This is a genomic window from Actinomyces bouchesdurhonensis, assembly GCF_963540955.1.
Taxonomy (GTDB): domain Bacteria; phylum Actinomycetota; class Actinomycetes; order Actinomycetales; family Actinomycetaceae; genus Pauljensenia; species Pauljensenia bouchesdurhonensis.
In genome coordinates this window covers 1-25,852 of the sequence record NZ_CAUTSL010000023.1, presented here as the reverse complement: position 1 = coordinate 25,852, position 25,852 = coordinate 1, and the positions used below count along the sequence as shown (strand labels likewise).

Genomic DNA, 25,852 nt, shown 5'->3' with positions numbered 1-25,852 from the left:
ATGAATACGCATCCGACGCTGACACCCGACTTGCCCGCCGACCAGGTCGATTTTCCCGTGCCCGCGCCTCTGACGGGACACGGCCCCGCCCGCGTAATTGCGATGTGTAATCAAAAGGGAGGCGTCGGGAAGACGACCACGACGATCAACCTTGGGGCCGCCCTGGCTGAGTATGGTCGTCGCGTCCTCATCGTCGACTTCGACCCACAGGGTGCCGCCTCCGTTGGGCTGGGTATCAATGCCCTCGACATGGAGCAGACGATTTACACGCTGCTGATGAATCCAAAGGCTGACGTGCGCGCGACCGTGTGCCGCACGGCGACGGACAACCTGGACATCATTCCTGCGAATATTGACTTGTCTGCCGCCGAGGTGCAGCTGGTCAACGAGGTTGCGCGCGAAAGCGCCCTGGCTCGCGTGCTGCGCCACGTGGAAGCTGACTATGATGTGATTCTCATTGACTGCCAGCCGTCGCTCGGCTTGCTTGCGGTGAACGCGCTCACAGCCGCTCATGGCGTTATCGTTCCCGTCGAAGCAGAGTTTTTCGCGCTGCGTGGCGTGGCGCTCCTGGTGGAGACGATTGAAACGGTGCGCGATCGAATTAACCCGCGTTTGAAGATTGACGGGATCGTCGCCACGATGGTCGATTCTCGTACCCTGCACTCGCGTGAGGTTCTCCAGCGGCTACAGGAGGCTTTCGGTGACCTCGTCTTCGACACTCGCATCGGTCGCACTATTAAGTTCCCGGACGCGTCGGTAGCCACGGAACCGATTCTGTCGTATGCGCCCAACCACGCGGGGGCGCACGCGTATCGTCGGCTGGCGCGCGAAGTTATCGCCCGTGGTGATGCTGCCTAACCCGATTGAGATCCAGGGCGAACTTGAACTTTTCGCCGTTTCGTTGCCTGTCTTTGAAGGCCCTTTTGACCTTCTTCTGTCACTGATCGCGCGCCACAAGCTCGACGTCACTGAGGTCGCGCTCGCGCAGGTTACAGACGAGTTCATCGCCTTCACGAAGGCTTCCCCCGACCTGTCGCGCACGACAGAGTTTCTTGTGGTCGCGGCGACCCTCCTCGACATGAAGGCCGCGCACCTGCTGCCTCGACTCGACGAGCAGGACAACACGAGCGACGCGGATTTGGAGGTCCGTGATCTGCTCTTCTCCCGCCTCCTACAATATCGGGCCTTCAAGGAGGCATCGAAAGACATCGGTGCGCGCCTGGCCGCCAGTAGCTCCTACGTTCCCCGCGATGTCCCCCTTGAGGCACATCTCGCGTCCGTGCTGCCCGAACTCACGTGGTTCACGACGCGTGAGGATCTTGCACGGCTCGCAGCTCATGCTCTGTGCGCGTCACCGCCCACTGTCCAGGTTACCCACCTGCACGACCCGGTCGTGCCGGTGCGCGAGCAGGCCCTCGTTGTCGCAGACAAACTCGCGTCGGCGGGGGAGATGAGCTTCCGGGAACTCATCGCCGACGCGGCCACGCGCGCCGTCATCGTGTCGCGTTTCCTGGCGCTCCTTGAACTTTTTCGGCGAGGGGCCGTCGAGTTCGTCCAGGAGGGGGCGCTAGGGACACTGACAATCCGGTGGAGAGCCGAGGTGGACGCGAGCGACATCGACATTGACGAGGCGCGGCGGGGCGCGCGCACTGAGGACACGCCCGCCGCCGCGGGCGCCACGGCCTCGTCGACGGGGGAGAACACGCGGACGGTAGAAGGAGACGGTGACGATGACTGACGCGCAGCTGCGAGCACCGATCGAGGCGATCCTGATGGTCGCCTCCGAACCGGTTTCCGTCCACGAGCTCGCGGGCGCCCTCGAGGCGGATACAACAGAAGTGGAGGAAACGCTGCGCGCCCTGGCCAGCGACTATCTGGGTCAGGGAGAAGGGCCAGAGCGTGGCTTCGAGTTGCGTGAGGTCGCGGGAGGCTGGCGCATCTATTCCGCTCGCGCCTACGCCGACATCGTCGGTCGCTTCGTCGTGGGTTCGGCTCACGCGCGCCTGTCCCAGGCAGCCCTCGAGACCCTGGCGGTCATCGCCTACCGCCAGCCGATCTCACGCGCCCGCATCGCACGCATCCGTGGCGTGAACGTCGATGGCGTCGTGCGCACTCTCCTCGCCCGAGGCCTCGTGGAAGAGACGGGTGCGACACCGTCCGGGGCGCGCCTATACGGCACGACGGGGGAGTTTCTTGCGAAAATGGGAATGGTGAGCCTGTCGGAGCTGGTACCCTTGGCACCCTACTTGCCTAACGCCGATGCGCTGGATGAATTGGAGGAAGAACTATGAGGGCTAACCCTTACACGGCCGGTGGTGTGCGCCTGCAGAAGGTGCTCGCCCGGGCTGGTGTTGCGTCTCGGCGTGCGTCCGAGCAGATGATCGCGGATGGCCGTGTGAGCGTTGACGGACAGGTTGTGCGCACCCAGGGTGTTCGCGTTGATCCTGCGACCCAGGTGATTCACGTCGACGGTGAGCGGCTGATTCTGGACGAAGCAAAGCACGTCGTGCTTGCTGTCAATAAGCCGATTGGTACGGTGTCTACTATGAGCGACCCGGAGGGGCGTCCGACTATCGCGGACCTGGTCGCCGACTACCCTGAGCGCCTTTATCACGTGGGTCGTCTCGACATCGACACGTCGGGCTTGCTGCTGCTAACCAACGATGGTGAGCTGGCGAACCGACTGACGCACCCGTCTTACGAGATCCACAAGACTTACGTCGCGCGCCTTCATGGCGACGTCAAGCCTGGTGTGAAGCGCGCACTGATGAATGGTATTGACTTGGAGGATGGTCCGATTAAGGTCGATTCTTTCCGCGTCGTCGATACTTACGGCGACATCACAACCGTTGAGATCGTCGTGCATGAGGGCCGTAACCGGCTGGTGCGGCGCATGATGGAGGCTGTCGGCTATCCGGTGCGCGAACTCGTACGTACAGGCTTTGGCCCGATTTCTCTTGATCATTTGAAGCAGGGCACGACGCGCCGCGTGAAGGGTAATGCGCTGATCGCACTGTATGGGGCTGTCGGCCTGTGACCGGTTCAGGCGTAGGTTCTGTGCCGCGAGTTGTTTCCACGGTCGGACCTGTTTTGGTGATCGGGTCCGGCCTGTTGGGCGCATCCCTTGGCTTGGCGTTGCGCGCCGGGGGAGTGACTGTTTACTTGGAGGATTCCTCGCCTACCTCCCTGCGCTTAGCATCCGACGTAGGCGCGGGGGTTCCCTTCGGTGATGTCATCGACGAGGCCGGGGTGGCCTATGGGGATGCGGGGACGGATGCGTGCGGCTACGAGGCGCCGCGTCTCGTTGTGGTAGCTACGCCCCCCGATGTGGCCGACCGTGTCATCGTGGATTCGTTGGTGAGGTTCCCGGATGCGATCGTCACGGATGTTGCATCAGTCAAGGATGCGGTTGTCGCGGACGTTCTGGCAACTCTCGAAGAACGAGGCATTGAGGATGAGGCCCAGCGCTACGTGGGTTCGCACCCGATGGCTGGTCGGGAGCGTTCCGGTGCCGGCGCGGCGGATGCAGATCTGTTTTATGGGAGGCCGTGGGTCATTGTGGCCCACGAACTCACGTGGCCGCGGGCGGTGCTGGTCGCTCGTGCTCTCGCCACGGATGTTGGCGCGGTGCCTTTGGAGATGAACGCGGGTACGCACGATCATGCGGTGGCTCTTGTATCCCACGTCCCGCAGTTGGTGTCGTCGATGCTGGCAGCGCGTCTCGTTGATGCTCCCGCCCAGGCGCTGGGTCTTGCGGGGCAGGGCCTGCGAGACACCGCTCGTATCGCAGCGTCCGACCCGCGTCTGTGGACGGCGATCTTGGCGGGCAACGCTGGTCCCGTCGCGATGATCCTGCGCGACCTTCGCGGTGATCTGGATGATTTGCTGCTTCATTTGGAGGCGGCCGCCGAACTGGGGCCGTTGCGAGGTGGCAGCGTGGGGGCGATCAACCGTGTGATGACCGCCGGTAACCAGGGGGTTGCTCGCATCCCCGGTAAGCACGGCGGGGCTCCGTCGCGCTACCAGGAAGTTGAAGTGCTTATCCCCGATGAGCCTGGTGCGCTCGGTCGTCTCTTCACTGAGCTGGGCGAGGACTCGATTAATATCGAAGATCTCGTGCTTGAGCACTCTGCGGGCGCGCAAGCCGGTGTCGCTCGCATCATGATTGATCCGGCGGTCGCTGACCGCTGCGCCGCTGACCTGCACGAGCGGGGTTGGCGGCTTATTTCCCATTAGTACGACTTCGACGAGGAGAATCGACGGATGAACGACTCAATGCGCCAGGACGCGATCTCACGCGTTGGCATCACCATTGCGATTGACGGGCCGGCCGGTTCGGGTAAGTCCACGGTCTCCAAGGAGCTGGCATCGCGTCTGGGCATCGGCTATCTCGATACGGGTGCCATGTATCGCGCCCTCACATGGTACGTGTTGGACCGGGGGATCGACGTGGAGGACCACGACGCGATTGCGGCTGCGGCGCACGAGATGGTGTTGCGCCTGGAGTCCGACCCCTCGGACCCGCACGTGTGGGTGGGTGACACAGAGGTGACCGAGCAGATTCGTGAGCCTCGTATTGCCCTCGCGATCAAGCATATTTCGACGAATTTGGCCGTGCGCGCGTGGATGGCAGCTGAGCAGCGTCGTCGCATGATGGAGGCGCGTGCGCAGGGTTCTGGCATGATTGCCGAGGGACGTGACATTACCACCGTCGTCTGCCCGGATGCGGATGTTCGTATCTTGCTGTTGGCTGACCAGGAGGCGCGCCTGCGTCGACGGACGCTGGAGCTGTACGGTGACGCGACCGAGGAACACATGGAGATCGTGCGCGCTCAGGTTGAAGGCCGCGACAAGGCGGACTCTACTGTGTCCGAATTTATGACGGCGGCTCCCGGAGTGGAGACGGTGGATTCGACCGGCCTGGACATTGCTGGCGTGTGTGAGGCGGTTCTTGCCTTTGTGGATGATGACCTGGCATCGAGAGAGGCGTAGGCTCCGGCTCATAGGGGTGCCCCCAGCGTGACATCACGCTGGGGGCACCTCTGCTTCGCGTTAGCAGCGCGGGTCCTTACCTTGACGCTCTGTTATGGCCGCGTTTTTTCAACAGGCGCGTGCGCCCGTCGTTCCCTCAGTGCCCAGTTGAGGTGGGGCCGTAGGGCGCGCCGCCCTGCGGGGTGTTGCCCTGCCATCCCTGCGGGGTTCCATTGCCCTGCCCGTTGTTGGGTATCGGCACTGTGTTGCCGTATTGCTGTTGGGGATTGGTGCCTGGAGTGGGCAGACCGGTTCCGTATTGTGTGCCTCTGGCAGCGCCGTTGGATGCCAACATATTGGCGGCCTTGATGGCTTGAATCTTCTTGTAGACGGTGTAGGCGGCAAAGGCGGCGCCGACAACCACTATGATCGCGATCACCGGTTTCGGCACACTACTGTTGCTCGAGCCACTTCCGACCCGAATGCGGAAGCGGCGGCGTGCGGGAGCGAGGACTGACTGGGATGAGGAGTTTGTACTCGCTTCGATGACGGATGTGGTCGGGGACGACATCTGGGCGTAGCTGGTGTTAACGGTCGTTGGTGTGGGGGCAGCGTCGGTGGGTATGCCGGGAATGAATAGAGGCAAGGTTGCGCATGCGAGAGCAGCGGCGCACGAAAGAAGTCGGCGAACTGTCATTGGGGTTCCTCCAAAGGGAGCATGGTGTGAATGGGTGAGTTTCAGTGTAATCCAAAGCATGTTGCTATGGCCAGTAGCACTGTCTTATCGTGAGGCTGTGCGTGCGTGCAGGGTCCCCGGCCTTCTTCAAGTAATATGTGGTGTGGCGCACTTCAATCGGGTTGCGTTCTTCGCTGTGGTTGCGCTATAGTTCTACAGGTCGCTGCGGCGACAAACTAAATACGGGCTGTGGCGCAGCTTGGTAGCGCACTTGACTGGGGGTCAAGGGGTCGTGGGTTCAAATCCCGCCAGCCCGACAAAATACGTCGCGAGGACAGGAGCTGTCCTCGCGATTTAGTTTCATATGTTGGTTTTTATCCGTCACTAGCCATGCCTGACAGTCAACGATCCTTGATGGTGGGGTTAAAGGACAAGACGTGTTGGTTTTGTGGTGACGTTTCGGCTTGCTGGTGCGGAAAAATCAACATTGAAGGTGGTTGTTTCATCGTGGGGGTGTGTATACCCCGAGGTTGAGGTGCGTGTCATGGGGTTAACGCGCATTGTCAGCGGTTCGCGTGGGAGGGATACACCAGGTCAGGCACTGTTGTGCTCACAACGCAGGCCATCTCGCACACGACACCCCGTTGTCGGCGTTTGTTACCGAGGTGGTTTGCGACGTGGGCGGCGCCGCCCCGAGGCGTGACCTCACCGACAGCAAACTGTGGGAATTGCGCTGCACGGGGACCCGTACGTGACTTGCTTGCCGATGACTGCGCCACCAAACGGGGGGAATTGCACCATTAGAGGCACGACACGCCGGCGACACGCCGAGGGGAGGCTTCTAATGGTGTAAAATTCCCTCCATTACCCCTGGTATCATGCTCCCTCACTGGTGCAGGACTGCCCGACGGGCGCCGATAAACGCCGGTGGGAAGTTGCCGGCGGGACCCTGGCGCACGGGCGCGGGTAAGGCGGGGCGCCAATAAACGCCGGTAGGGAGTCGTCGGCAATGATGCGGGACGACTAGCGGCCAGCTCCCAAGCGAGGCTTGTTGCCGATGAGGCGAAACACCCGATCAGGAAGATTCAACCCCAACTGATCAGATGCAATCCTCCCGATCACGTGCAATCCTCCCGATCACGTGCAATCCTCCCAATCAGGTGGACCCCTCCCAATGGAGCCAACCCCAATCGGCGGCGCAAGCACGCAAGCACAATGACGGACGACGCAAGCGCACGTCACGGCCAACCCCCATCGGCGGCGCGAGCGCGCCAGCACCACCGGCGTCTCCCCCGACAATGCCAGGGACCGAGCCGCGACCAACACGTTTTATCCTTTAACTCTGATGGTGAGGCTTGGTTGGTCTGGTGAATCCCTGCACACGGCGGAGAAGATCATTTGGGCGGAGCTTCACTCGCTCGTTAACCCGTTATCCGGGGGCATTAACCCGCTATTGCGCACGTCAACCCCGAATATGAGCGTGGGTGGCCCCACCGCTCAGGTTAGCGGTTCCACGTGAGAGCTAGCGGTGTCCCCGCGCCCAGGTTAACGGTCCCACGTGCCTACAAGGGGTTTGCGTTCATTCAATGGGGCTTGCACACAGTTTGTTCTGGCATTGAGCGCAGCTTCCAGCTATTTCACCTTCCTATCAGCATCGGGGCAGGTCGACGTAGCCGAAACGAACCCCACCAGCACGCTTTGTCCTAGAACTCTCTGCGTACCGTCTGGAACGTGAGATGATTGCGTTCAGGCGGACGGAATATCCCATCCACGAGGAGGTTTGCTGAACGGCCAGAAAGATTCTGCCCTTGCGAACGTAATGCCCAGACTCCTCGCCTCCTACGAGTGTGCTCAGATGGGGCATAGGCGGAAACGACTGTAACGCCGCACTTGGGATTTTCCCGCCATACGGATGTCTCGTCGCGCGACGTTACTCCAGTGGGGGGACCTCCGTCCCTTCTCGATTTGTTGGCCAATCTTTGTAATCGAAATGTGACGCGCTGAGCTGTTACCGCATTTTGCCTGGTGCAGTGTGGTTTCTTCATAAGAATGCGTGGATTTGCGCAGGTCATCACCTGTTCGATGCGGTGTGAAGCGCATCAATTATCGCTTCTCTGTGGGGTAAACTATGCCCTAGGTCGAGGTCGTCAACGGGGATGATTTCGACCTACCTCGTAGGTACTGGGCGTTGCCCGATCAAGTACCGTCGAGATGCCGGAACCGACACAAAACATCCCCGGCCTCGTCAAAGGCGACGAGGCCGGGGGAAGCAGGACGAGTAACGAAGGCAGGTCAGTCGTCACTTCCCGACGCAGTCTGGTGATGACCAGGGCGCGCATCGTCAGCGCGGGTATCTTCCGGCGTCGCTTGGCCTTCCGGTACGCACTGGAACCGGGTCGCGGTCGTGCCTTCCGTGACCGCGCGATTTGATGCTGGAATCGATGTTGTCTGGCCATCTGACGCGACAATGTTAAGACGGTTGAAAGCATCAAGTTCGACAAGGAACAGATCATCAAGGGAGTCGATACCGGCCCGCGTGAGTTCCGCTCGTAGCCATTCTTCGTCACAGTGAGCCAGCTCCATAGCGTCGCTCACAATCTGACCGTTAGACACCAGAAGAAAATTAAGTCCTCCCTCGCCAACCTTGCGGACGGTGAGAGAACCATTGGCCTCCCGTTGGGCACGGTCCCTCGCTCAGCGAGAAAATGCCCTTTTCTCGCATCTCAGCGAGGAACTCCACGGGGTCAAACTGATGATCAGGGCTGTCCAAGGCATCCTGCGTGAAACGTCCGTTCTCGATTATCGTGTAGGCGCGGCCCATAACGATGGCGCGCGTGGGCATGAACTTCGACGTCAGGTAGTTCAGGCCGGAGACGATCGCGAAAGTCACGAGGAGAACGCTGGCATATTCCGCGAAGGTAATAGCGTGATTGTAGATGACACCACCGATGATGCCACCCAGGATAAAGTTGCCGATAAAGTCGATCGGCGTCATCTGGGTCGTCTGTTGCTTGCCGGTGAAGCGCAAGTGAAGAACGATCAGGATGACACCGATCAGGAGTTTGAGGATCGTCATTTCGAAACCGTGAACATCGAACAAGGCGACACTCTACCCGGCATATGAATGAGCGGGACCAGCAGCGATGTGATCAGTTCGTCGGATCCGCGTCGATCGCTCCCTGGACGTCGTGAAAGAGCAGGTTTGAGATCTCGACCTGGACAACCTCAACCTTTGGAACATCGTGAAGCGCGAGCGGATCATCTGCTGACGTTTGAAGGAACAGTGTGCCACAGCCGAAGATGCGGTCGTCGAAGTTCTTCTCCATCTGAATGTCGGAGATGCGCGACAGCGGCAGATCGTGTCCCGTGCGGGTAAAAATGCCGCGTCGGGTAATGATGCGCTTCGTCGTTACCGTATACGTCGAAGTCGCCCACTTGATCCAAGGGATAAGGAACAGAGGGACCGACAGTACCAAGGTAGCGATCCAGATCGTCGGCAGAGCCCAGTAGCGGGCGTTATCCGGCACATAGAAGGACCCGACGACCGCCGCGATAAACAAGATGGCCTCGATGACAATGGCTGGCAGCAAGGTTTTGATGTGCGTGTGCATGTGCCGAACGACGATCTCGTCCTGACTGAGGAGCTTCTTGGAAATAGCCATGGCTCCATCATGCCAGATAACAGTCCACGAAGAGGACGCGTGTCACACACGCATTACCGGTCACGGGCTGGGAATGGGGCGCTTGTGTGTTCCAACGATGTCCGTATTAACGATGCCGATGGCCGCCATGAGCGCGAGCATCGTCGTCGGGCCAACGAATCGGAAGCCTCGTGCTTTCAAATCTGCGGCCAGCGCGCGCGACTCAGGGATGAAGGAAGGAACCTCATGGGCACAGGTTGGGCGCGGATCTACTTCTGGTCGATAGGACCACACGAGTTCACCGAGATGATGCACGGTGGGGGAGTCGGGGTCGTCGCGGCAGGTACGCAGCGCGAGCGTCGCCCGCGCGTTCGCCACCGCTGCCTCGATCTTACGACGGTTACGGATGATGCCCTCAGTGCGGGTAAGGCGCTCAACGTCCGCGTCAGTGAAAGCAGCAACCACATCCGGTAAAAAACCAGCGAAAGCGGCACGGAAGGCGTCGCGCTTCGCCAGCACGGTACGCCAGGACAGGCCCGCTTGGAATCCCTCAAGGACCAGGCGTTCGAACACGCCCGCTTCGTCGTGGATGGGGTAACCCCACTCGGTGTCGTAGTAGTCGCGCAGGAGGACATCGTGGGATGCCCACGTGGGACGAACAAGGCCGTCGTCGCACAGCGTTAGGCCAACGGGAAGGGGAGAGGGGAACGGGCAATCACAGGAGGTATTCATGTTCCCATCCTGCGCGCTCACGCTTATGTGGGTCAATCATCGCCGTGACACCTGTGGATAACGATGATGCACGAGCCACCCCTGTGGACGGAAGCAAGGCACGCGGGAGCGTCAGCGAGACTGTTTAGCGGCGTCGCTTCTCACGGACACGCACCGAAATCTGGATGGGCGTGCCCGAAAAACCGAAGGTCTCACGCAGCCGACGCTCAATGAAGCGTCGGTAGCCCGGATCCAGGAAGCCAGTGGTAAAGAGAACGAAGCGAGGGGGCTTACTCGATGCCTGCGTGCCGAACAGGATGCGGGGCTGTTTCCCGCCGCGCAGTGGGTGCGGATGAGCGGCCACGAGTTGGCCGAGGAATGCGTTGAGTTGGCCCGTTGGGATGCGCGTCTGCCAGCCCGCGAGCGCGGTATCGAGCGCACGCACGATGCGGTTCGTATGCCAGCCGGTCTTGGCTGCCAGGTTGATGCGCGGTGCCCATTGGACTTGGACGAGTTCGTGCTCGAACTCGTTTCTGATCTCCTTCTGGCGTTCCTCATCGACCAGGTCCCACTTGTTCGTAACGATGACGAGAGCGCGGCCCGCGTCGATGACCTGCTGGACGACACGCACGTCCTGCTCGGTGAGCGCGGTGGAGCCGTCGATGAGGACAAGCGCGACCTCAGCTTTCTCGATGGCGGCCTGGGTGCGGATGGAGGCGTAGTAGTCGGCGCCGGTCGTGCGGTGCATCTTGCGGCGGATGCCGGCCGTGTCGACGAACCACCAGGAGCGTCCATCCAATTCGATCAGCTCGTCGACGGGGTCACGGGTTGTGCCTGCTAGTTCGTTCACGACGACGCGCGTAGCGCCAGCCAGAGCGTTCAGAAGCGATGATTTACCGACGTTGGGTCGCCCGACGAGAGCCACGCGCCGCGGGCCGCCCGACGGGAGCGCGGAGGCCACGGCAGACTCGGTCGGTAAAACATCCATGACGACGTCGAGGAGATCGCCTGTGCCGCGCCCGTGCAGCGCGGAAATCGGGTAGGGTTCACCGAGTCCAAGACTCCACAGGTAGGCTGCGTCGGCCTCCTGTACGGGTGAGTCGACCTTGTTGGCGGCTAGGATGATGGGTTTCTTTTTTGAGCGCAGCATGTCAACGATGCGTTCGTCTGATGCGGTCACTCCGACGGTCGCATCCAGGACGAGGACGACGGCATCGGCCAGGTCCACCGCGATTTCTGCTTGCTCGGCGACCGAGCGGTCCAGGCCCTTGACGTCAATCTCCCATCCGCCAGTGTCCACGAGCGTGAAGTCGCGCCCGGCCCATTCTGCGCGGTAGGAGACTCGGTCGCGCGTGACGCCAGGCGTATCTTGCACGACGGCCTCGCGGCGTCCGAGGATGCGGTTGACCAGGGTGGACTTACCGACGTTGGGACGGCCCACCACTGCTAGGACGGGCAGGCCCGCTGTGACTTCGTCGCTGGCGGAGAGCTGGGCCTCGCCTGACAGGAGCGCAAGATCCTCCTCGTCCAGTGCGAACTGATCGAGGTTGGCGCGCATGACGCGGGCGCGTGCTGCGGCCTCGTCATCGGTCAGAGCGGCCGAATCGGACGAGGCCGTGGCCAGGTCCTGGGTCGAGGCGTCGGTCGCGTCGTCCCCGAAGATCGTGGGTGCGCCGTGCTGGGTGTCGAAGTCATTCACCTGCCCAGTTTACGGTGTGGCGCGCCGCGTGGACCGGATGGAGACCCTCGTGGCGCGCCAGCTCACAGGTTCATGCGCGTTATTCATGCGATCTTACGTCGCAGGCCAGGACTTCGGTGGCGACTGGCACGTCGTTGTAGCGGTGGTGGATTCCCTGGATTTCCTGGTACCACTCTGCGCCCTTACCCGTGATGATGACGGTGTCGCCGGGGTCGGCCGCCAGGATGGCGCGTCGCACGGCGTCGCGTCGGCATGTCGTTACCTCGGTGACGTCGGCCATGTTCGGGCGCACGGATGCGATGCCGCGTAGCAGGTAGTCGCGGATCGCCTGGGGGTCTTCAGTGCGTGGGTTTTCGTCCGTCACCCACAAAACGTCCGCCTCGCGCGCCGCGATCTCAGCGAGTTGCTCGCGCTTGGTCGCGTCACGGTCACCGTCGGTTCCGAAGACGATGACGACCTTGCCGGGTGTTAGCTCGCGGGTGGAACGCAGGGTCCACTCGAGGGCTTCGGGGGTGTGCGCGTAGTCGACGATGACGAGAGGCTGAGGGCCGGGTACTGGGTTCACCTTCTCCATGCGTCCGGGAATCTGCGGTGCGCCTTCGATGGAGGCGATCACGTCAGCCAGGTCGATTCCCAGCGTGACGGCGGACACGATGGCGACGGCGGTGTTCTGAACATTGACCTCGCCCAGGATCGGCATCGCGACGCGGTGGCCGACGCCGTCGGGGTCTACGAGCGTGAAGACCGTGCGTCCGATCGCTTTGTCGGGGTGGATGTCGCGGACCTGCCAATCAGCGCTCTCGTTCGTCAGGGCGGACACGGTGGTCACCGGCACGCTCGCCTGTGTGGCCAGGCGGCGGCCCCACTCGTCGTCCACGCACACGACGCCCGCGCGTGAGTGAGACGGCGTAAAGAGGAGCGCTTTAGCCGCGAAATAATGCTCCATGTCGCCGTAGTAGTCCAGGTGATCGTGCTGGAGATTCGTGAAGGCAGCGACGTCGAAGACGATGCCGTCCACCCGGTGCAGGGACAGGGCGTGCGCGGACAGCTCGATGACCCCGGCGCCGCAGCCGTATTGCTCGGTGGCTGCCAAGAATCGGGCGATGACGGGCGCCTCTGCGGTCGTGCGCACCGCCTCAAACGAGATCGGTCCGACGTGCGTCTCGACGGTGCCGCACAGGGAGGCCTGGGGGAAACGCGAGGCGATGGCGGCGCGCATCAGGTACGAGGTCGTCGTCTTGCCGTTTGTTCCAGTCACGGCCATGGTCGTTAGACGCGAGGACGGGCACGAGTAAACGTTCGCACACAGAGCGGGAACGACGCCTCGAGGATCGGCGACCTGAACGACGGGGGTCCCCAGGCCTCGTTCATGTGCCTGCACGCGTCCCTCCTCGTCGGTGAGAATGACGCTGGCGCCAGCCTCGATGGCGGCGTGGGCGAACCGGATGCCGTGCTGTTTCAGGCCGGGGATCGCAACGAAAATCCAACCGGGTTCGCAATCGTTGGAAGACACGGTCACTCCTGTCACCGCCAGGTCACAGCCCTTAAGCGCTGCGGAGGCCCCGTCCGCACCGTAGAAGCCCTCGACATCGAGGCCGTCGAAGGCGCGCTGTAGCGGGAGAGGGTCAATGGACGGGCGAATATCAGTCACTGATGTCATGGCACTACTGTAGATCGTCATCGCGCGCCCGTGGTGCACGCGCATGGACTGTGACACAGTAGGATAAGAGACATGCAGATCTTGACACGCAACGAAGCAGCACATCGCGCTGGTATCCTTGACGTCTTAGCCATCGATGTCACCGTCGATCTTTCCGGTGCCCAGGACTCATCTCAAGCAACCTATCCCGTAACCTCGATCCTGACTTTGACCTCGTGCGAAGAACGCACGTTTATTGACATTGTCGGTCAGGTCAGTGACGTCTTCCTCAACGGCGTGGAGCACCCTTTCGAGCACGACGAGGATCGCGTGTGGGTGGCAGGCCTACCGGTGGGGGAAACCATCACTCTCGAGGTGCGTGCACTGGCGTACTACTCGCGCAGCGGCGAGGGCCTCCACCGCTACACTGACCCTGAAGACGCAGAGGTCTACCTCTACACACAGTTTGAGCCGAACGACGCACATCGGGCGTGGCCGTGCATCGACCAGCCCGACGTGAAGCCCGCCTGGACGTTCCACGTCATCGCCCCGAGTTCGTGGGGGGTTTTCTCCAATGGCGTTGAGGTGGCATGCGAGGAGGCCGGTGCCGGCGCTGCACGTCACGACTTTTCCACGACACCTCCGTTGTCCAGCTACATCACTGCGCTCGTCGCGGGTCCTTGGGCCGTCATCGACGGGGGCACCTGGAGTGGTGGCGCCTGCGACGGTGGACATGTTGAACTGCCCTTGCGCCTGGCATGCCGCCGCACGTTGGCCCGCTACCTCGACTCCGACGACGTTTTTGAAGTGACGCGTGCGGGCCTCGATTTTTTCCATGAGCGTTATGGCGTGACCTTCCCGTGGGGTTCCTACGACCAGATCTACGTTCCCGAATACAACTTGGGTGCGATGGAAAACCCCGGGTGTATCACCTTCAACGAGAGCTACATCTCCCGTTCCACCCCGACGTTCTCCGAGCGGCAGCGACGCGCGAACACGACGCTGCACGAAATGTGCCACATGTGGTTCGGTGACCTGGCGACCCCCGCGTGGTGGGACGACCTGTGGCTCAAGGAATCCTTCGCCGAAAACCAGGGCGCCAGCGCGATCGCGACGTCGACGAAGTACACGGGGGAGTGGGCCAACTTTGCTATGAATCGCAAGATCTGGGCATACACGCAGGATCAGATGCCAACGACGCACCCCATTGCCGCTGACATCCCCGACGTCGCCGCAGCTAAGACCAATTTTGACGGGATAACCTACGCTAAGGGAGCCGCCGTATTGAAGCAGTTGGTCGCCTGGGTTGGAGAGAATGCTTTCTATGAGGGAGCACGCCGCTACTTTGACAAACACCGCTTTGGTGCCACGACCCTGTCTGATCTTCTCGAAGCGCTTCAGGCGGCTTCGCGCCAGGAGCTGGACTCGTGGAAGCATGCGTGGCTCGAAACGTCTGGACCCTCAACCCTGTCGGCCTCGTGGGTAACGGATCCTGTTGGCGCGATCACGGAGTTCACCCTCCACCAGAGCGGCGAGGCATGCGACGCTGTTCTGCGCCCTCATCGTGTCACCGTGTCGACGTGGCGCGCGGCGGGAGGAACTCTTGAACGCACCCACGCCTTTGACGTGCGCATCGACGGCGAGAGCACACCCATTGATCCGCAGGGTGTCCTCGCGATCCCGGGGGGTGCTGCCTCGGTCGACCTCGTCGTCGTCAACGACGACGACCTGACCTACGCGATCTCCCGCCTCGACGAGCGGTCAACCGACGTAGCCTTGACCTATGTGGGCACGATCGAAATCCCCATCACACGTGCCGTCGTCTGGGCATCGCTGTGGAACGCGGTACGTGACGGACTTCTTGATCCTCGCCGCTTTATCGTCGCGGTCCTTGGTGCCGTTCCTGCCGAAACGGAACCCGCGGTCCGTGATCGTCTCCTCCTCTTTGTGTCCGAAGCTCTTTCCGCCTTCCTGCCCGGACGCCACCGCACCGAGGTTCACGACCAGGTGCTCGCAACCACCGCGCGTTTGGCCAGGGAAACTACTGACCAAGATGCGTGGCGCTCTTACATGCGCGCGTGTATCGCCGAGTTTGCGGCCCGTGGAGGAGAAGAATTCGAGTCCACCGTCGCAGGCCTTGCGAGCAGTGATAACCCCGACATCGCGTGGCGTGCACGCCGAGCCCTGGCTGCCAGAGGCCTCACGAACGAAGAGGCAATCATCGCCTGGCGCGACGCTGACGGCTCGGGGGAGGCAGCCCGCATGAGTGTCGAGGCACTCGCTTCCCTGCCCGAGGAGGCGGCACGCGCTAAGGCCTGGGCTTCAGTTCGCTCCGACACGCTTTCCAACGACTACCTCAGCGCTACCCTCGCGGGGCTTCAGTCCTCTTCATGGGAGGGCAATAGTGGCATCGATGATGCGCTCGCGCACATGCGTACCTATTGGGAGTCGCACACGATCGGGATGTCTTTACGGTATGTGAGCGGCGTGCTGAACCTCAGCGTCGACATCGACCGAGATGGCAGCGTTGAGGCCAGCGTCGGTGCACTTCATTCGTGGCTCGATGCCAACGAGGATGCGCCGACCCAGCTGCGCCGCATCGTCGTCGAACACCTCGATGACTTCCAGCGGCGCGAACGTGTTCAGCGTCGCTGGGAGCACGATCAGTGAGATCCCCAACGGAACACCCCCATGGAACGGGGTCTATGCCCGATGCCGGATCGACCTCGGGTGTAGACCCCGCTGCCTCAATGTCGCTGCTGACATCGCTGCTGGCAAACCCCCTCGATGCGGGCTACGTGCATTACCGCGCCACGCACGGCCCGCGGCCCGCAACCCTCCTCGGGCGTGTCGGCGTGTTCGTGGTTGCGCTCGCCCTCGGCTTCAGTTCCGTGGTTGCTGCGCAGTCCCTCAGAGCTCCCACTGGCGACGTGAAAGCCGACCTGAAAGAGCAAGCGAGTCGACGCTCGGCGCAGGTCGAGGACCTCAATGATGACGTGCAATCGCTGGGACGCGCCATCGACCAATACGCCAATCCCAGCACGGTTACAAAGACGGACAGTGCTCTCGCCCTGCAGAGCGCAACTGTTGCTGTGTCTGGTCCGGGCATCACTGTGACGCTGACGGATCGAAGTGGACCAGGGAAGGGCAGTGGCGCCGTGCGCGACCAAGATCTGGCGATGGTCGTCAACGCTCTGTGGGCAGCCGGCGCCGAGGCTATCTCGATTAACGATCAACGAATCGGACCGTCCACCTACGTGAGAACTGCAGGCGCGGTCATCCTGGTCAATATCACCCCCGTATCCTCGCCCTACGATGTCACAGCGATTGGAGACTCCAACGCCTTATCCATTGCTCTCGTGCGCGGTAACACGGGCGACTATCTGTCTGCAGTTCAGTCAATGACCGGCATGACAGTCTCGACGAAAGTTTCACCCTCGTTGTCGATGGAGGCGCTCACACTCTCCGCCCCCGAATACGCCACACCTGCTGTCGACACAAACCAAGGAGGCACCTCGTGATTGCTGTCATCGGATTGATCATCGGAATCGTGCTGGGAATCTTGCTCGACCCGACTGTTCCCGTCTGGCTCACCCCTTTCTTGCCGGTCGCCGTCGTCGCTGGACTCGATGCCCTCTTTGGCGCCGGTCGCGCCTGGCTGGAAGGGCGTTTCGCGGACCGCGTCTTCGTCACGTCCTTCTTTTGGAACGTCGTCGTTGCGTGTCTGCTTGTCTTCCTCGGAACACAGCTGGGAGTTGGGTCGGCTATGACGACCGCGGTTGTCGTAGTCCTGGGCATCCGCATCTTCTCTAATACCGCATCCATCCGCCGTCTCCTTCTCAAGGCCTGATATGACTGACGAAACCGCGAACGAAACCACTACCACCGCTCAGTGCGCGACGGAGTCAGTGCAACCAGCCGAGGCCGAAGAATCCACGAGCAAGAGGCGCAATCATCACGAACCGCACGGTGGGTCTCGACTCTGGGATCGAGCCAGAGGCGCATTCTTCGCGCTGCCGCGTGGTCTTCACATTGTGATGCTCATAGTTTTCATGATCCTGGGTTTTGCGCTGGCGACGCAGGTGCGCGCTCAACGTTCCGATCCACTCGAAGGTCTTTCCGAGCAGGATTTGGTAACCGTTCTGGATGAGCTGAGCACGCAAGAACAGAACCTGCGTAACCGGCGCACGGAGCTGAGCGGTGAACTGGCGGATCTGCAAAGTGCTGCTAGCGAAGCGGAAGCGCGTGAGCAAGCCTCGGCGAAGGCGGCCACACAGGCGCAAATTGGAGCGGGAACAATAGCGGTTAAAGGGCCGGGGGTCACCGTTTCCGTCGTCGATCCCGGCAATAACCTCAGCCCTACGCAGTTTGTGATGACGCTCGGTGAACTGCGCAACGCGGGGGCTGAGGCCATCGACCTCAACGGCGTTCGACTCACGACACGTTCGGCGTTCACGGGGCAGGCGGGAGCCATCGCGGTGGACGGGACGCCTATTGCTTCGCCCTACTTGTGGACGGTCATCGGGGAGCCACAGACGATCGCGACAGCACTTGACATTCAGGCTGGCTCTGCTTCGCAGATGCGGGCCAAGGGTGCGACGGTGGCGATTACTGTGACTGACCTCGTGACGATTGATTCTCTCGCAACCCCGCAGGCCCCCCAATACGCGAGCTACAACTAGACGTCTCGGTTTAAAATGACGGGGAGAGAAATCACCGTTCCCGTGCCTGGGGGAAGGTGAACGTTTACACTTATGAAAGTCCCGTTACGTGACCTTTTGGAGCACACTATGTCTGACAACCAGCCGTTTGACCCTACTGCAACGTCTATCTTCGGCTTCACGCCTCTGACGGATGATGTCGAAGAGGCGCCGGTTGCACTGTCTGCCCGTGATCGTGAGGCTGTCGAGGCGCTTCCTGCTGGATCGGCTTTGCTGATCGTTCAGCGTGGTCCCAACACAGGAGCTCGTTTCCTTCTTGACCCCGAGGTGACCAACGCGGGTCGTTCGCCCAAGGCTGACATCTTTTTGGATGACGTGACAGTCTCGCGTAAGCACTGCCAGTTTATTGCTTCCAATGGTGGGCATATCGTGCGTGATTCCGGATCTCTGAACGGCACCTACGTCAACCGTGAGCGCGTTGACTCTGTTGAGCTTCATGCCGGAGATGAGGTTCAGATCGGCAAGTATCGTCTGACCTACCAGCCGTCGACCAAGCAGGACTGACGTGTCGGCGTCGGTTGCTCGTATCCGCGTGTCGCGTCCCTCTGCGGAGGCGACATCGTGGCCGCACGATGCCGATCACTGTCCAGAGTTGTCGATTGGGCGTGTCGTCGAGGAGCTGAAGGGCGAGTTTCCTGCGATTTCTCTGTCCAAGGTTCGCTACTTGGAAAGTGAGGGGCTCGTGAATCCCGCCCGTACGGGTTCGGGCTACCGCAAGTATTCCGCTGCTGACGTGGCACGCCTGCGCTATGTGTTGACGCAACAGCGCGACTCGTTCACGCCGTTGAGTGTTATCCGCACGCAGCTTGATGCGCTCGATGCTGGGCATACGCCTACCCGTCGCCGCATAGCGCAGATGGTTTCTTCCGAGGGACAGACGGTCTCTGTGGGGGGGCGGCGCGCGATTCCAGCATCGGATCTGGCGGATTTGACCGGTGTGGATATGGAGACGTTGGAACGCTATTCGCGCTTGGGGCTTATCACTCCTGATCTTGCTGGTTATTTTCCTGCACGGTGTGTTCAGGCGGTGACGACGATTGCGCGCCTCGAGTGTGCTGGAGTCGATGTGCGTGTGTTACGCGCGGTGCGCCAGGGCGCGGAGCGAAGCGCAGATATTATTGATCAGACGGTGTCATCCCAGAGGGGACGAGGCCGTGGCGCGGATCGCGAACGGGCGCGGGCACGCTCAATCGAGCTGGGCGGTCTCTTTGCTGAGCTGCATCGAGACATGCTTGAGGTGGCGGTGTCATCGTTGTCGGACGACGGCTTGTAACTCTCATGTTTAACCTGAAGGTTAGACTCGCCGTGAGGGTCGTTGACCACCCCCGTTTCGTGCTCTACCGTAGTCCTGTTCTCATCACATACGACCCACAAGGAGCCCCACAGTGAGCGCAGAAGCCAACGCCGCGGCACGGCAGGGCATGCTGTTCGGCGACCCACTCGAGGGTCTCGAGACGGACGAGGTCGGTTACCGCGGGCCGATCGCCTGCTCCGCCGCGGGGATCACTTACCGCCAGCTTGATTACTGGGCTCGCACCGGTTTGCTGCAGCCTTCGATTCGCGCTGCGCGTGGCTCTGGCTCCCAGCGTCTCTACTCCTTCCGCGACATTCTGGTTCTTAAAGTTGTTAAGAAGCTTCTTGATGCTGGTGTGTCCCTCCAACAGGTTCGGGTGGCCGTCGGCTCCCTGCAAAACAGGGGAGTGGACGATCTCGCGTCGATTACTCTTATGAGTGATGGTGCCTCCGTCTACGAGTGCACATCGACGGACGAGGTGATCGATCTTCTGCAGGGTGGTCAGGGAGTTTTCGGCATCGCCGTGGGTCGCGTGTGGCGTGAGGTCGAGGGGTCCCTCGCGGAGCTGCCTCTCGAGCGAACGGATCGTTCCTTCGTGGACGAACTCGCCCAGAGGCGCCGCGCCAAGCGCTCGGCCTCCTAAGGGCCGGAGAACCCTATACAATCCCAGGAGTGGAATGGCTAGCGCCCTGCTCGACGGATGGGTTTTGGCTGGCCATTGCATGAAGGCCGTTGGATGCGCCTGTGCGAGCCAACGAGACCAGTGCAACCATTCCCATGGGGTTCCCCAAAAGATTGCCTTCTGCGCGTGCAATAGCCCTGGTGCCACGCATTGTCCCTTTTTCTTTCTGCGGTCCCTCTCATCACCCGCGACCGCGAATATGAATACGATGTCACAACAATTCATGCTCGCGCAAGACACGCAACATGCCCGAGGCGACCACGCTGCGTCCAGTCGCCGATATGAAAAGGGCAGTGGGTCAGGTGATTGCCTGACCCACTACCCTTGATCGGTGGAAAGAACCCGACCGCGTTACTTGCGACCGAGGGGGCAGGTCACCGTGTACGCGGAATCAAGATCCGTGATCTCAACGGTCACCATGCCGTTCTCGTCGACAATGTAGGACTCTTCGATGAGCGGCCCCTCGTCTGTGCGCACAACCGGCACGGACGCGATGTCGATGTCGTCACGGCGCAAAGCGCGATCGAAGGGGAAGATGACCTCGCCGTAAGGTTGGAGGTCGCCACGAGGCACCCAAGAGTCATCGAGTGAAGAGTATTCGACGAAGCGGAAGTACCCGATGTTGTGGGCCGCGCGGTAGCGACGCTTGATCGTTAGAGTTTCGCCGGGCGCGAGCTTAGTATTCGGCTCGAGGAGGGTATCGAAGGAAATGAAGGAACCAGCCTCGCGTTCACGGAAGACTCCGACGCCGCGCGAGAGCTGCTCGCGTACGGTGTAGGCGGCTTCGGGATCAGCGCCGATCGCCAGGCCGATCGCAGTCGAGGCAGCTGTGTGTGGCGAGCGGTGGACGCGGCGACCGAAGCGCGCGCGAAGGATGCGCGCGACGAGAGGTAGCTGAGAACCGCCGCCGACCACGTAGAGTCCTGCAATGTCGCCGCCGAGCTGGCCGACACCGGAGGCATCGGGGATAAGCAAGGGTTCCATGGCCGCGATCGTCGCATTGACGAGTGCGGTGGCGTCCTTGTAGAAGTCGGCGACGGTTATGGTCGTGGGTTCGCCGTCAACGGGGACCGTGATGAACTTTGTGGAGGGGGAGAGGGCTTCCTTCGCGGAACGTGCATCCTCGATGAGGCGTTCCCAAGCCGTGTCGCCTAGCTTGCCGGAATCGGTGCCCGCAGCGGCAGCGAGACGAGTAGCCAGGATCGTGTCGAAGTCGTCGCCGCCGACGAGGTTGAGTCCGCGCGAACCCATTACCTCGTGCAGGGTGCCGGTAGCCGAAACGACGGAGGCGTCGAAGGTGCCACCCCCGAGGTCGTAGACGAGGATCGCGGTGCGCTTAGAGTTTAGGGTACCCGCGTGACGGTGCGTGTATTCAAAGCCAGCTGCGGAGGGTTCGTTGACCATAGCGAGTACGGTCCAGCCGGCGCGGCGGAAGGCCTCCAGGGTTAGGAAGCGCTGAGCGGACCACGCGTGGGCAGGGATGCCGACGAGGGCCTCGAGGGGCTCGGACGAAGGCACCGAGGCGACGGAAGAATTCGTGCGCAGCTGATGAGCGACGTAGGTGAGGAAGCCGGTGAGGGCATCAAGGATCGAAATGCTGTGGTTGCCCAGGCGCAGCGTGGACGTATCGGTGACCGAGGGATCCGAGAGAAGTCGTTTGAAGGAGCGCAGGTGTGGGGCGCCCTCGCGGGCCGCGTCCTCGGCGTCGAAGCCGAACACGAGGCGGTCGCCGTCAAGGGCGAGTACGGAGGGGATGAAATCAACCGTATCGTCGCGGTTGTTCACGAAAGAGACGATTGGATAGTTCCCCCGATCAACAATAGCGATCGCGGTCGTCGTGGTGCCAAAATCTACTCCTAGTCTCATGGCATCAACCCTATCGCGCATTTGCGGGTGCTCCTAGGACATCTCGCCGGTGCTTCGCATGTTTCTCAGTAACACTGTGTGTGTTACTGTGACGAAGGTCCACGCAAGTAGGAAATATGTGCCCCCGGCAATGGCATCAACCACATAATGGTTACCCGTTGCGATAATTGTCACGATGGTCAAAGTTGGGTGAAGAGCGAGTGTGAGACGCGCCCACCATGAGCGCCAGACGTAGGTGCCGAGCATGACGGCCACCCAGATCGACCATCCCGTATGCATTGACGGCATGGCACCGTAGGGGTTTGCGAGTGTTCCGAAGAGTTGCGAGTATGCGGAGGTATGTTGTGCAACCGCGTCCTGGATGCCCAGGCCTGGGACGAGGCGTGGGGGAGCAAGGGGGTATGTCCAGTAGGTGAGCAGGGCGCCGAGTGTCATGACGACGAGGGTCCATCTGGCTCGCGCGTAGTATGTGGGACCCTTGATCCACAGGACAAGCAGTGCGAACCCGGTGAGGAGAAGGAATGTCGTCGCGTATTGCATTGATGCAAGCGTGGCGAGCGTTGGGTGAGCAGCGAGCCAGCCGTTCATGGACGGTTCGATAAAGAAACCGAGGCGTCGTTCCAACGTGACGATGTGGTCGGCATGTTCGAAGGCGGCGGACTCGCTGGCTCGCGCCAGAAAAGACAAGAGCGAATACGCCAGGCAAGCGAAGGAAAGTGCCATCATCTCGCGGATCGGGTGCCTCGTGGCGTGGTGTGTTGGATGGTCCGTAGGCATGGCTTCAACTCTAGCGCGTGAGTAGGAGTGCGTCGGTCTGGCCGATCGGACATAATGTACATTATCGGATCGCGGGTTGAAGTGGACCCGCGCCCTTCCACTTGACGCATCCGATACAATGAATCCGTTTCTTCACTACGTCCAGGAGGCAGTTATGGCAGACCGCGCGCTGCGTGGCATGCAGATCGGCGCCAAGTCCCTCGAATCCGAGGACGGCGTTGTCTTCGCTGACCGTTTCGTCGTCCGATACCTGTGCCCGAATGGCCACGAGTTTGAGGTGACTCTCTCCAGCGAGGCGACCGCACCGGCAACCTGGGAATGTAAGTGTGGCCAGAACGCAGAACTGATCGGAGAGACAGCGGATGACGAGAATAACAAGCCTGTCAAGCCGCAGCGCACCCACTGGGACATGCTCCTTGAGCGTCGATCAATCGAAGAGCTTGAAGTTGTCCTGAACGAACAGCTCACAGCTTACCGCGAAGGGCGCCTGCGTCCTGAGGGGTCCTACCGCAAGGGCTAACCCCTGCGAAATGGTATATGCGCGGCCTGAGCCAGACGGCTCAGGCCGCCTTTCGTAACCATTGCGAGTTCCTCGACGAAGATCGACGAGTCAAGTTTCGATTCACCGGCCATCCGCTCGTCGAAAGTAATGGGCACCTCGGCGATAACGGCTCCGAGGGACCGCTCGAGTTCCGTCATCTCCACCTGGAATCCGAAACCCGTCGTTGACACGCGTCCTAAGACGTTGTGTTGGGCTAGAAAAGCCGAGCGGTGAACCCTCAGCCCCGCGGTCGCGTCGCGCACGGGAGTCCCTAGACACAAACGGACATAATAATTGCCCGCCTTCGACAGGGCGACGCGCTTGGCCGACCATCCGTTAATGCGACCGCCAGGCACCCAGCGTGAACCAATGACGAGGTCAGGCTGGTCGGGACCGCCCATGCGCGCCAGCAGTTTGGGCAGATCGACTGGACGATGCGATCCGTCCGCGTCCATCTGGAGGATAAACGGATAGTCGTGAGCGATTCCCCACCCCATGCCGTCCACGTACGCGGTTGCCAGCCCGGACTTCGCCGGGCGATGCAAGACGAAGAGGCGCTTGTCGCCCTCGCGGCGGTTATCAACCCACTCCCCCGTCCCATCCGGTGACGAATCGTCAACGATCAGGATATGTGCGGCCGGAACGTAGGCCCAAATTTCGTCGAGAATACGTGGAAGCGTCTCCATTTCGTTATACGTCGGAATCACGATCAGGGTGTTGTCGCCCTGAGGCGACGGGGAAAGAGGCGCATTGGTAGTCATGAGTCACATTCTGCCTTTTTTAACGACTGGCCGCACGTGCGGCGCGCTTAGTCACTCCCCTCCGAATACGGGTCACAAGCCCCATCACGGCAATGACTGCCGTAAATCCCATAGCAGCGTTCGGTATGCGCTCACCTGCGCGCGCAGTCAACGTCATAGAAGAACGCAGAGGAACATCGGCGACCATCGTCGCTGCAGTCTCGGTATCCGTGGAAGCCAGGACACTGCCGTCCGGACGGATGATGTACGAATGACCCGTCGTCGAGGACTGAATAGCGCTGCGCGAATACTCCATGGCGCGCATACGTAGCAGCTGTCCCTGTTGGGAGGATTCGCCCGACGAACGGAAGTGATAGTTGTTCGAGGGGGTGACGATCATCTGGCCTCCCAGGGCCACACCTTGGCCGATGACGGAGGGATAAGCCCCCTCAAAACAGATTCCTACGGCCAGCGGAACCTCACGCCCGTCGCGAGTAGACACCGCCATGAGGGGAGGCTCCTCCCCCGCCTCCATATCTTTGCTTGCCCTGGCAACCTCAGTAGCGAAGGACGCGATGAATTCGCGCAAGGGGATGAACTCCCCGAAGGGAACAGGCACGTGCTTGGAATAGCGTGCCTGCTCGTCGATACCCGCACCCGGCTCCCACAGAGCCAGCCAGTTCTTCACGCGCTCACGCTCGTTCAGATTCGTATAACCGATGAGAATCGGCGCGTCCAAGGCTGTTGCTGCCTCATCGACGAGCTCCCCAATGCGCGCGAAGGCGATCGGATCCCGATCAACCGAACCCTCGCCCCACAATGCGATGTCGATGGGATCGGCGATAACCGCAGGATCGGCAGCGAGCTGACGCGATGCGCGCACATTGTTCATCGTTACTTCTCCCGGGTGACTGTATGCCTGCGGACCTGGCAACGCTATATCTCCCTGGACGACGCCGACGCGCAGCATGCCTTCCTCAGCCATATTAGACAGGGGTATCGCGCCCGGCGCCGCGATACCGACAAGCACAAGGAGGGCAAGGGCCGGACGTGAGAACCAGTGCTCACGCCGCACAGCCGCGTCTCGGTGAGCACACATGCGCCGGACGAGGACCGCGAGAAACACGACCGCTGCTGTAATCAGCGTGGTCCCACCGAAGGGCGCTAGGCGTCCGAGTGGGGAATCAACCTGGGGCAGGGCCACCGAACCCCACGGGAAGCCCGACCACGGCCAGCGCGAACGCGCGGCATCTACACCCGCCCACGACACCGCGTACAGGAGCGCCTGCAGAACAGGACCGCGTGCCCATGACCACAACTGCGTCCAGCGCGTGAACACCACCCAGACGCACCAAAAAAGTGTCTGGACGAAGGCGAGTGCGAACCACGCAGTCCTCATGCCGACAGCCATGGGAACCCAGTCGATAAGGGGGAGCCACATGCTCATCCCGAAGATCAAAGTCACCGCGAGCGCGCGAGGTGCACGAGCCTCGTCGATACGAGAAATAAACAGAGCGAGGGCTGGGATCGTCATCCACCACCACCCCAGGGGTGGGAAGGACGAGTACAGGCCCAGGCCTGCGGCAGCACCTATCATCGCATCCCCACACACATGTGCGAAGGACACGCGGTGCAAAATCTCTGAAGTGTCCACGAGACTTCCCCGTTCGTTAGATGGTGGACCACGCAACGATACCGCGACCGAGCCGTTCCTTGGCTGCCTCGGCTGTGCGCGCAAGATCGTTTGTGGGAGCCGCGGAAGCGATCTGCCCCAGGCAATCCATCACCTGACGCGTCCACCGTACGAAGTCGCCGGGTGCAATACCAGCACCATCAATCGCGGTGGCCAGCGTCGAGCCGTGCGCCCACGCGAGTGTCGCAGACATGAGTCCCG

At 61.4% G+C, this 25,852-nt stretch carries 25 protein-coding genes, 1 tRNA gene and 1 pseudogene; 15 read left to right on the top strand and 12 right to left on the bottom strand.

Translation table 11 applies throughout. The features are described 5' to 3' along the window. From RYL44_RS05525 to cmk, 6 genes are read left to right on the top strand one after another with little or no spacing between them, the layout of a single operon-like run. Positions 1–858 carry a ParA family protein gene (locus tag RYL44_RS05525; RefSeq protein WP_418911961.1) on the top strand — a complete coding sequence of 286 codons (858 nt, stop codon included), beginning with the start codon at positions 1–3 and terminating at the stop codon, positions 856–858. Beyond that, positions 848–1,738 carry a segregation and condensation protein A gene (locus RYL44_RS05520; RefSeq protein WP_390883795.1) on the top strand — a complete coding sequence of 297 codons (891 nt, stop codon included), beginning with the start codon at positions 848–850 and terminating at the stop codon, positions 1,736–1,738. The genes RYL44_RS05525 and RYL44_RS05520 overlap by 11 nt, the downstream gene beginning before the upstream one ends. Then, positions 1,731–2,291 (top strand): SMC-Scp complex subunit ScpB, encoded by a 561-nt coding sequence (gene scpB, locus RYL44_RS05515; RefSeq protein WP_314975329.1) that lies wholly within the window; start codon positions 1,731–1,733, stop codon positions 2,289–2,291. Before RYL44_RS05520 ends, scpB begins: the two co-directional genes overlap by 8 nt. Further along, positions 2,288–3,037 (top strand): pseudouridine synthase, encoded by a 750-nt coding sequence (locus RYL44_RS05510; RefSeq protein WP_073983318.1) that lies wholly within the window; start codon positions 2,288–2,290, stop codon positions 3,035–3,037. The genes scpB and RYL44_RS05510 overlap by 4 nt, the downstream gene beginning before the upstream one ends. A 20-nt stretch (positions 3,038–3,057) precedes the next feature. Further along, entirely contained in the window at positions 3,058–4,236 is a 1,179-nt protein-coding gene (locus tag RYL44_RS05505; RefSeq protein ID WP_390883791.1) for a prephenate dehydrogenase, read from the top strand. Between the two features lie 27 nt (positions 4,237–4,263). Next, on the top strand, positions 4,264–4,992 hold the full coding sequence (gene cmk / locus RYL44_RS05500) for a (d)CMP kinase (RefSeq protein WP_314768780.1): 729 nt from the start codon (positions 4,264–4,266) through the stop codon (positions 4,990–4,992). Positions 4,993–5,128: 136 nt separating this feature from the next. Here cmk and RYL44_RS05495 read toward each other — a convergent pair whose 3' ends face one another. Next, positions 5,129–5,668 (bottom strand): hypothetical protein, encoded by a 540-nt coding sequence (locus RYL44_RS05495; protein ID WP_314975328.1) that lies wholly within the window; start codon positions 5,666–5,668, stop codon positions 5,129–5,131. Between the two features lie 222 nt (positions 5,669–5,890). Here RYL44_RS05495 and RYL44_RS05490 point away from each other — a divergent pair. Then, positions 5,891–5,964 (top strand) — tRNA-Pro (locus RYL44_RS05490). A gap of 1,975 nt (positions 5,965–7,939) precedes the next feature. Here the strand turns inward: RYL44_RS05490 and RYL44_RS05485 are convergent. The 6 genes and pseudogenes from RYL44_RS05485 to RYL44_RS05460 all read right to left on the bottom strand — a co-directional run. Further along, positions 7,940–8,272: pseudogene (locus RYL44_RS05485) on the bottom strand (YetF domain-containing protein); the annotation flags it as partial. Further along, on the bottom strand, positions 8,271–8,723 hold the full coding sequence (locus RYL44_RS05480) for a DUF421 domain-containing protein (protein WP_390883794.1): 453 nt from the start codon (positions 8,721–8,723) through the stop codon (positions 8,271–8,273). The pseudogene RYL44_RS05485 and the gene RYL44_RS05480, both read right to left, overlap by 2 nt. Before the next feature lie 73 nt (positions 8,724–8,796). Continuing rightward, complete coding sequence (locus RYL44_RS05475) at positions 8,797–9,309, bottom strand: PH domain-containing protein (protein WP_073983308.1); 513 nt, start codon at positions 9,307–9,309, stop codon at positions 8,797–8,799. A gap of 60 nt (positions 9,310–9,369) precedes the next feature. Then, positions 9,370–10,020, bottom strand: a complete 651-nt coding sequence (locus RYL44_RS05470; protein ID WP_314975327.1) for a DNA-3-methyladenine glycosylase I — start codon at positions 10,018–10,020, stop codon at positions 9,370–9,372. 124 nt (positions 10,021–10,144) lie between these two features. Beyond that, positions 10,145–11,623, bottom strand: a complete 1,479-nt coding sequence (der, locus tag RYL44_RS05465) for a ribosome biogenesis GTPase Der (protein ID WP_390883793.1) — start codon at positions 11,621–11,623, stop codon at positions 10,145–10,147. 154 nt (positions 11,624–11,777) lie between these two features. Continuing rightward, a complete protein-coding gene (locus tag RYL44_RS05460) occupies positions 11,778–13,358 on the bottom strand; it encodes a UDP-N-acetylmuramoyl-L-alanyl-D-glutamate--2,6-diaminopimelate ligase (protein ID WP_073983561.1) in 1,581 nt (526 codons plus the stop codon). A 72-nt stretch (positions 13,359–13,430) separates the two neighbouring features. On the opposite strand from RYL44_RS05460, the gene pepN reads away from it, so the two are divergent. The 7 genes from pepN (at position 13,431) to RYL44_RS05425 (ending at position 19,995) form a co-directional block, all read left to right on the top strand. Further along, complete coding sequence (gene pepN, locus RYL44_RS05455) at positions 13,431–16,007, top strand: aminopeptidase N (protein ID WP_314975326.1); 2,577 nt, start codon at positions 13,431–13,433, stop codon at positions 16,005–16,007. Between the two features lie 35 nt (positions 16,008–16,042). After that, the gene (locus RYL44_RS05450) at positions 16,043–16,858 is read left to right on the top strand and encodes a DUF881 domain-containing protein (RefSeq protein ID WP_276738249.1); all 816 of its coding nucleotides are present in this window, start codon (positions 16,043–16,045) and stop codon (positions 16,856–16,858) included. Then, positions 16,855–17,187 carry a small basic family protein gene (locus RYL44_RS05445; protein ID WP_073983303.1) on the top strand — a complete coding sequence of 111 codons (333 nt, stop codon included), beginning with the start codon at positions 16,855–16,857 and terminating at the stop codon, positions 17,185–17,187. The genes RYL44_RS05450 and RYL44_RS05445 overlap by 4 nt, the downstream gene beginning before the upstream one ends. Before the next feature lies 1 nt (position 17,188). Continuing rightward, a complete protein-coding gene (locus RYL44_RS05440; RefSeq protein WP_084795702.1) occupies positions 17,189–18,019 on the top strand; it encodes a DUF881 domain-containing protein in 831 nt (276 codons plus the stop codon). A gap of 108 nt (positions 18,020–18,127) precedes the next feature. Continuing rightward, positions 18,128–18,562, top strand: a complete 435-nt coding sequence (locus RYL44_RS05435; RefSeq protein ID WP_073983302.1) for an FHA domain-containing protein — start codon at positions 18,128–18,130, stop codon at positions 18,560–18,562. A gap of 1 nt (position 18,563) precedes the next feature. Beyond that, the gene (gene ftsR, locus RYL44_RS05430) at positions 18,564–19,331 is read left to right on the top strand and encodes a transcriptional regulator FtsR (protein ID WP_276738255.1); all 768 of its coding nucleotides are present in this window, start codon (positions 18,564–18,566) and stop codon (positions 19,329–19,331) included. 112 nt (positions 19,332–19,443) lie between these two features. Further along, entirely contained in the window at positions 19,444–19,995 is a 552-nt protein-coding gene (locus RYL44_RS05425; RefSeq protein ID WP_200783484.1) for a MerR family transcriptional regulator, read from the top strand. 390 nt (positions 19,996–20,385) lie between these two features. Here the strand turns inward: RYL44_RS05425 and RYL44_RS05420 are convergent, their stop codons facing one another. Further along, entirely contained in the window at positions 20,386–21,900 is a 1,515-nt protein-coding gene (locus RYL44_RS05420; protein ID WP_276738257.1) for an Hsp70 family protein, read from the bottom strand. A gap of 33 nt (positions 21,901–21,933) precedes the next feature. Then, positions 21,934–22,677, bottom strand: coding sequence for a phosphatase PAP2 family protein (locus RYL44_RS05415; RefSeq protein WP_276738260.1), 744 nt, complete (start codon positions 22,675–22,677; stop codon positions 21,934–21,936). A gap of 154 nt (positions 22,678–22,831) precedes the next feature. Here RYL44_RS05415 and RYL44_RS05410 point away from each other — a divergent pair, with 154 nt between their 5' ends. After that, the gene (locus RYL44_RS05410; protein ID WP_314975325.1) at positions 22,832–23,197 is read left to right on the top strand and encodes an RNA polymerase-binding protein RbpA; all 366 of its coding nucleotides are present in this window, start codon (positions 22,832–22,834) and stop codon (positions 23,195–23,197) included. On the opposite strand, the gene RYL44_RS05405 is transcribed toward RYL44_RS05410, so the two are convergent. From RYL44_RS05405 to RYL44_RS05395, 3 genes are all read right to left on the bottom strand, one after another. Further along, positions 23,194–23,979 carry a polyprenol monophosphomannose synthase gene (locus RYL44_RS05405; protein ID WP_073983298.1) on the bottom strand — a complete coding sequence of 262 codons (786 nt, stop codon included), beginning with the start codon at positions 23,977–23,979 and terminating at the stop codon, positions 23,194–23,196. The genes RYL44_RS05410 and RYL44_RS05405 overlap by 4 nt on opposite strands. 19 nt (positions 23,980–23,998) lie before the next feature. Next, on the bottom strand, positions 23,999–25,555 hold the full coding sequence (gene lnt / locus RYL44_RS05400; RefSeq protein ID WP_073983557.1) for an apolipoprotein N-acyltransferase: 1,557 nt from the start codon (positions 25,553–25,555) through the stop codon (positions 23,999–24,001). Positions 25,556–25,628: 73 nt separating this feature from the next. Continuing rightward, positions 25,629–25,852 (bottom strand): hypothetical protein (locus RYL44_RS05395; protein WP_314975324.1); only part of this gene is annotated, 224 nt, incomplete at its 5' end.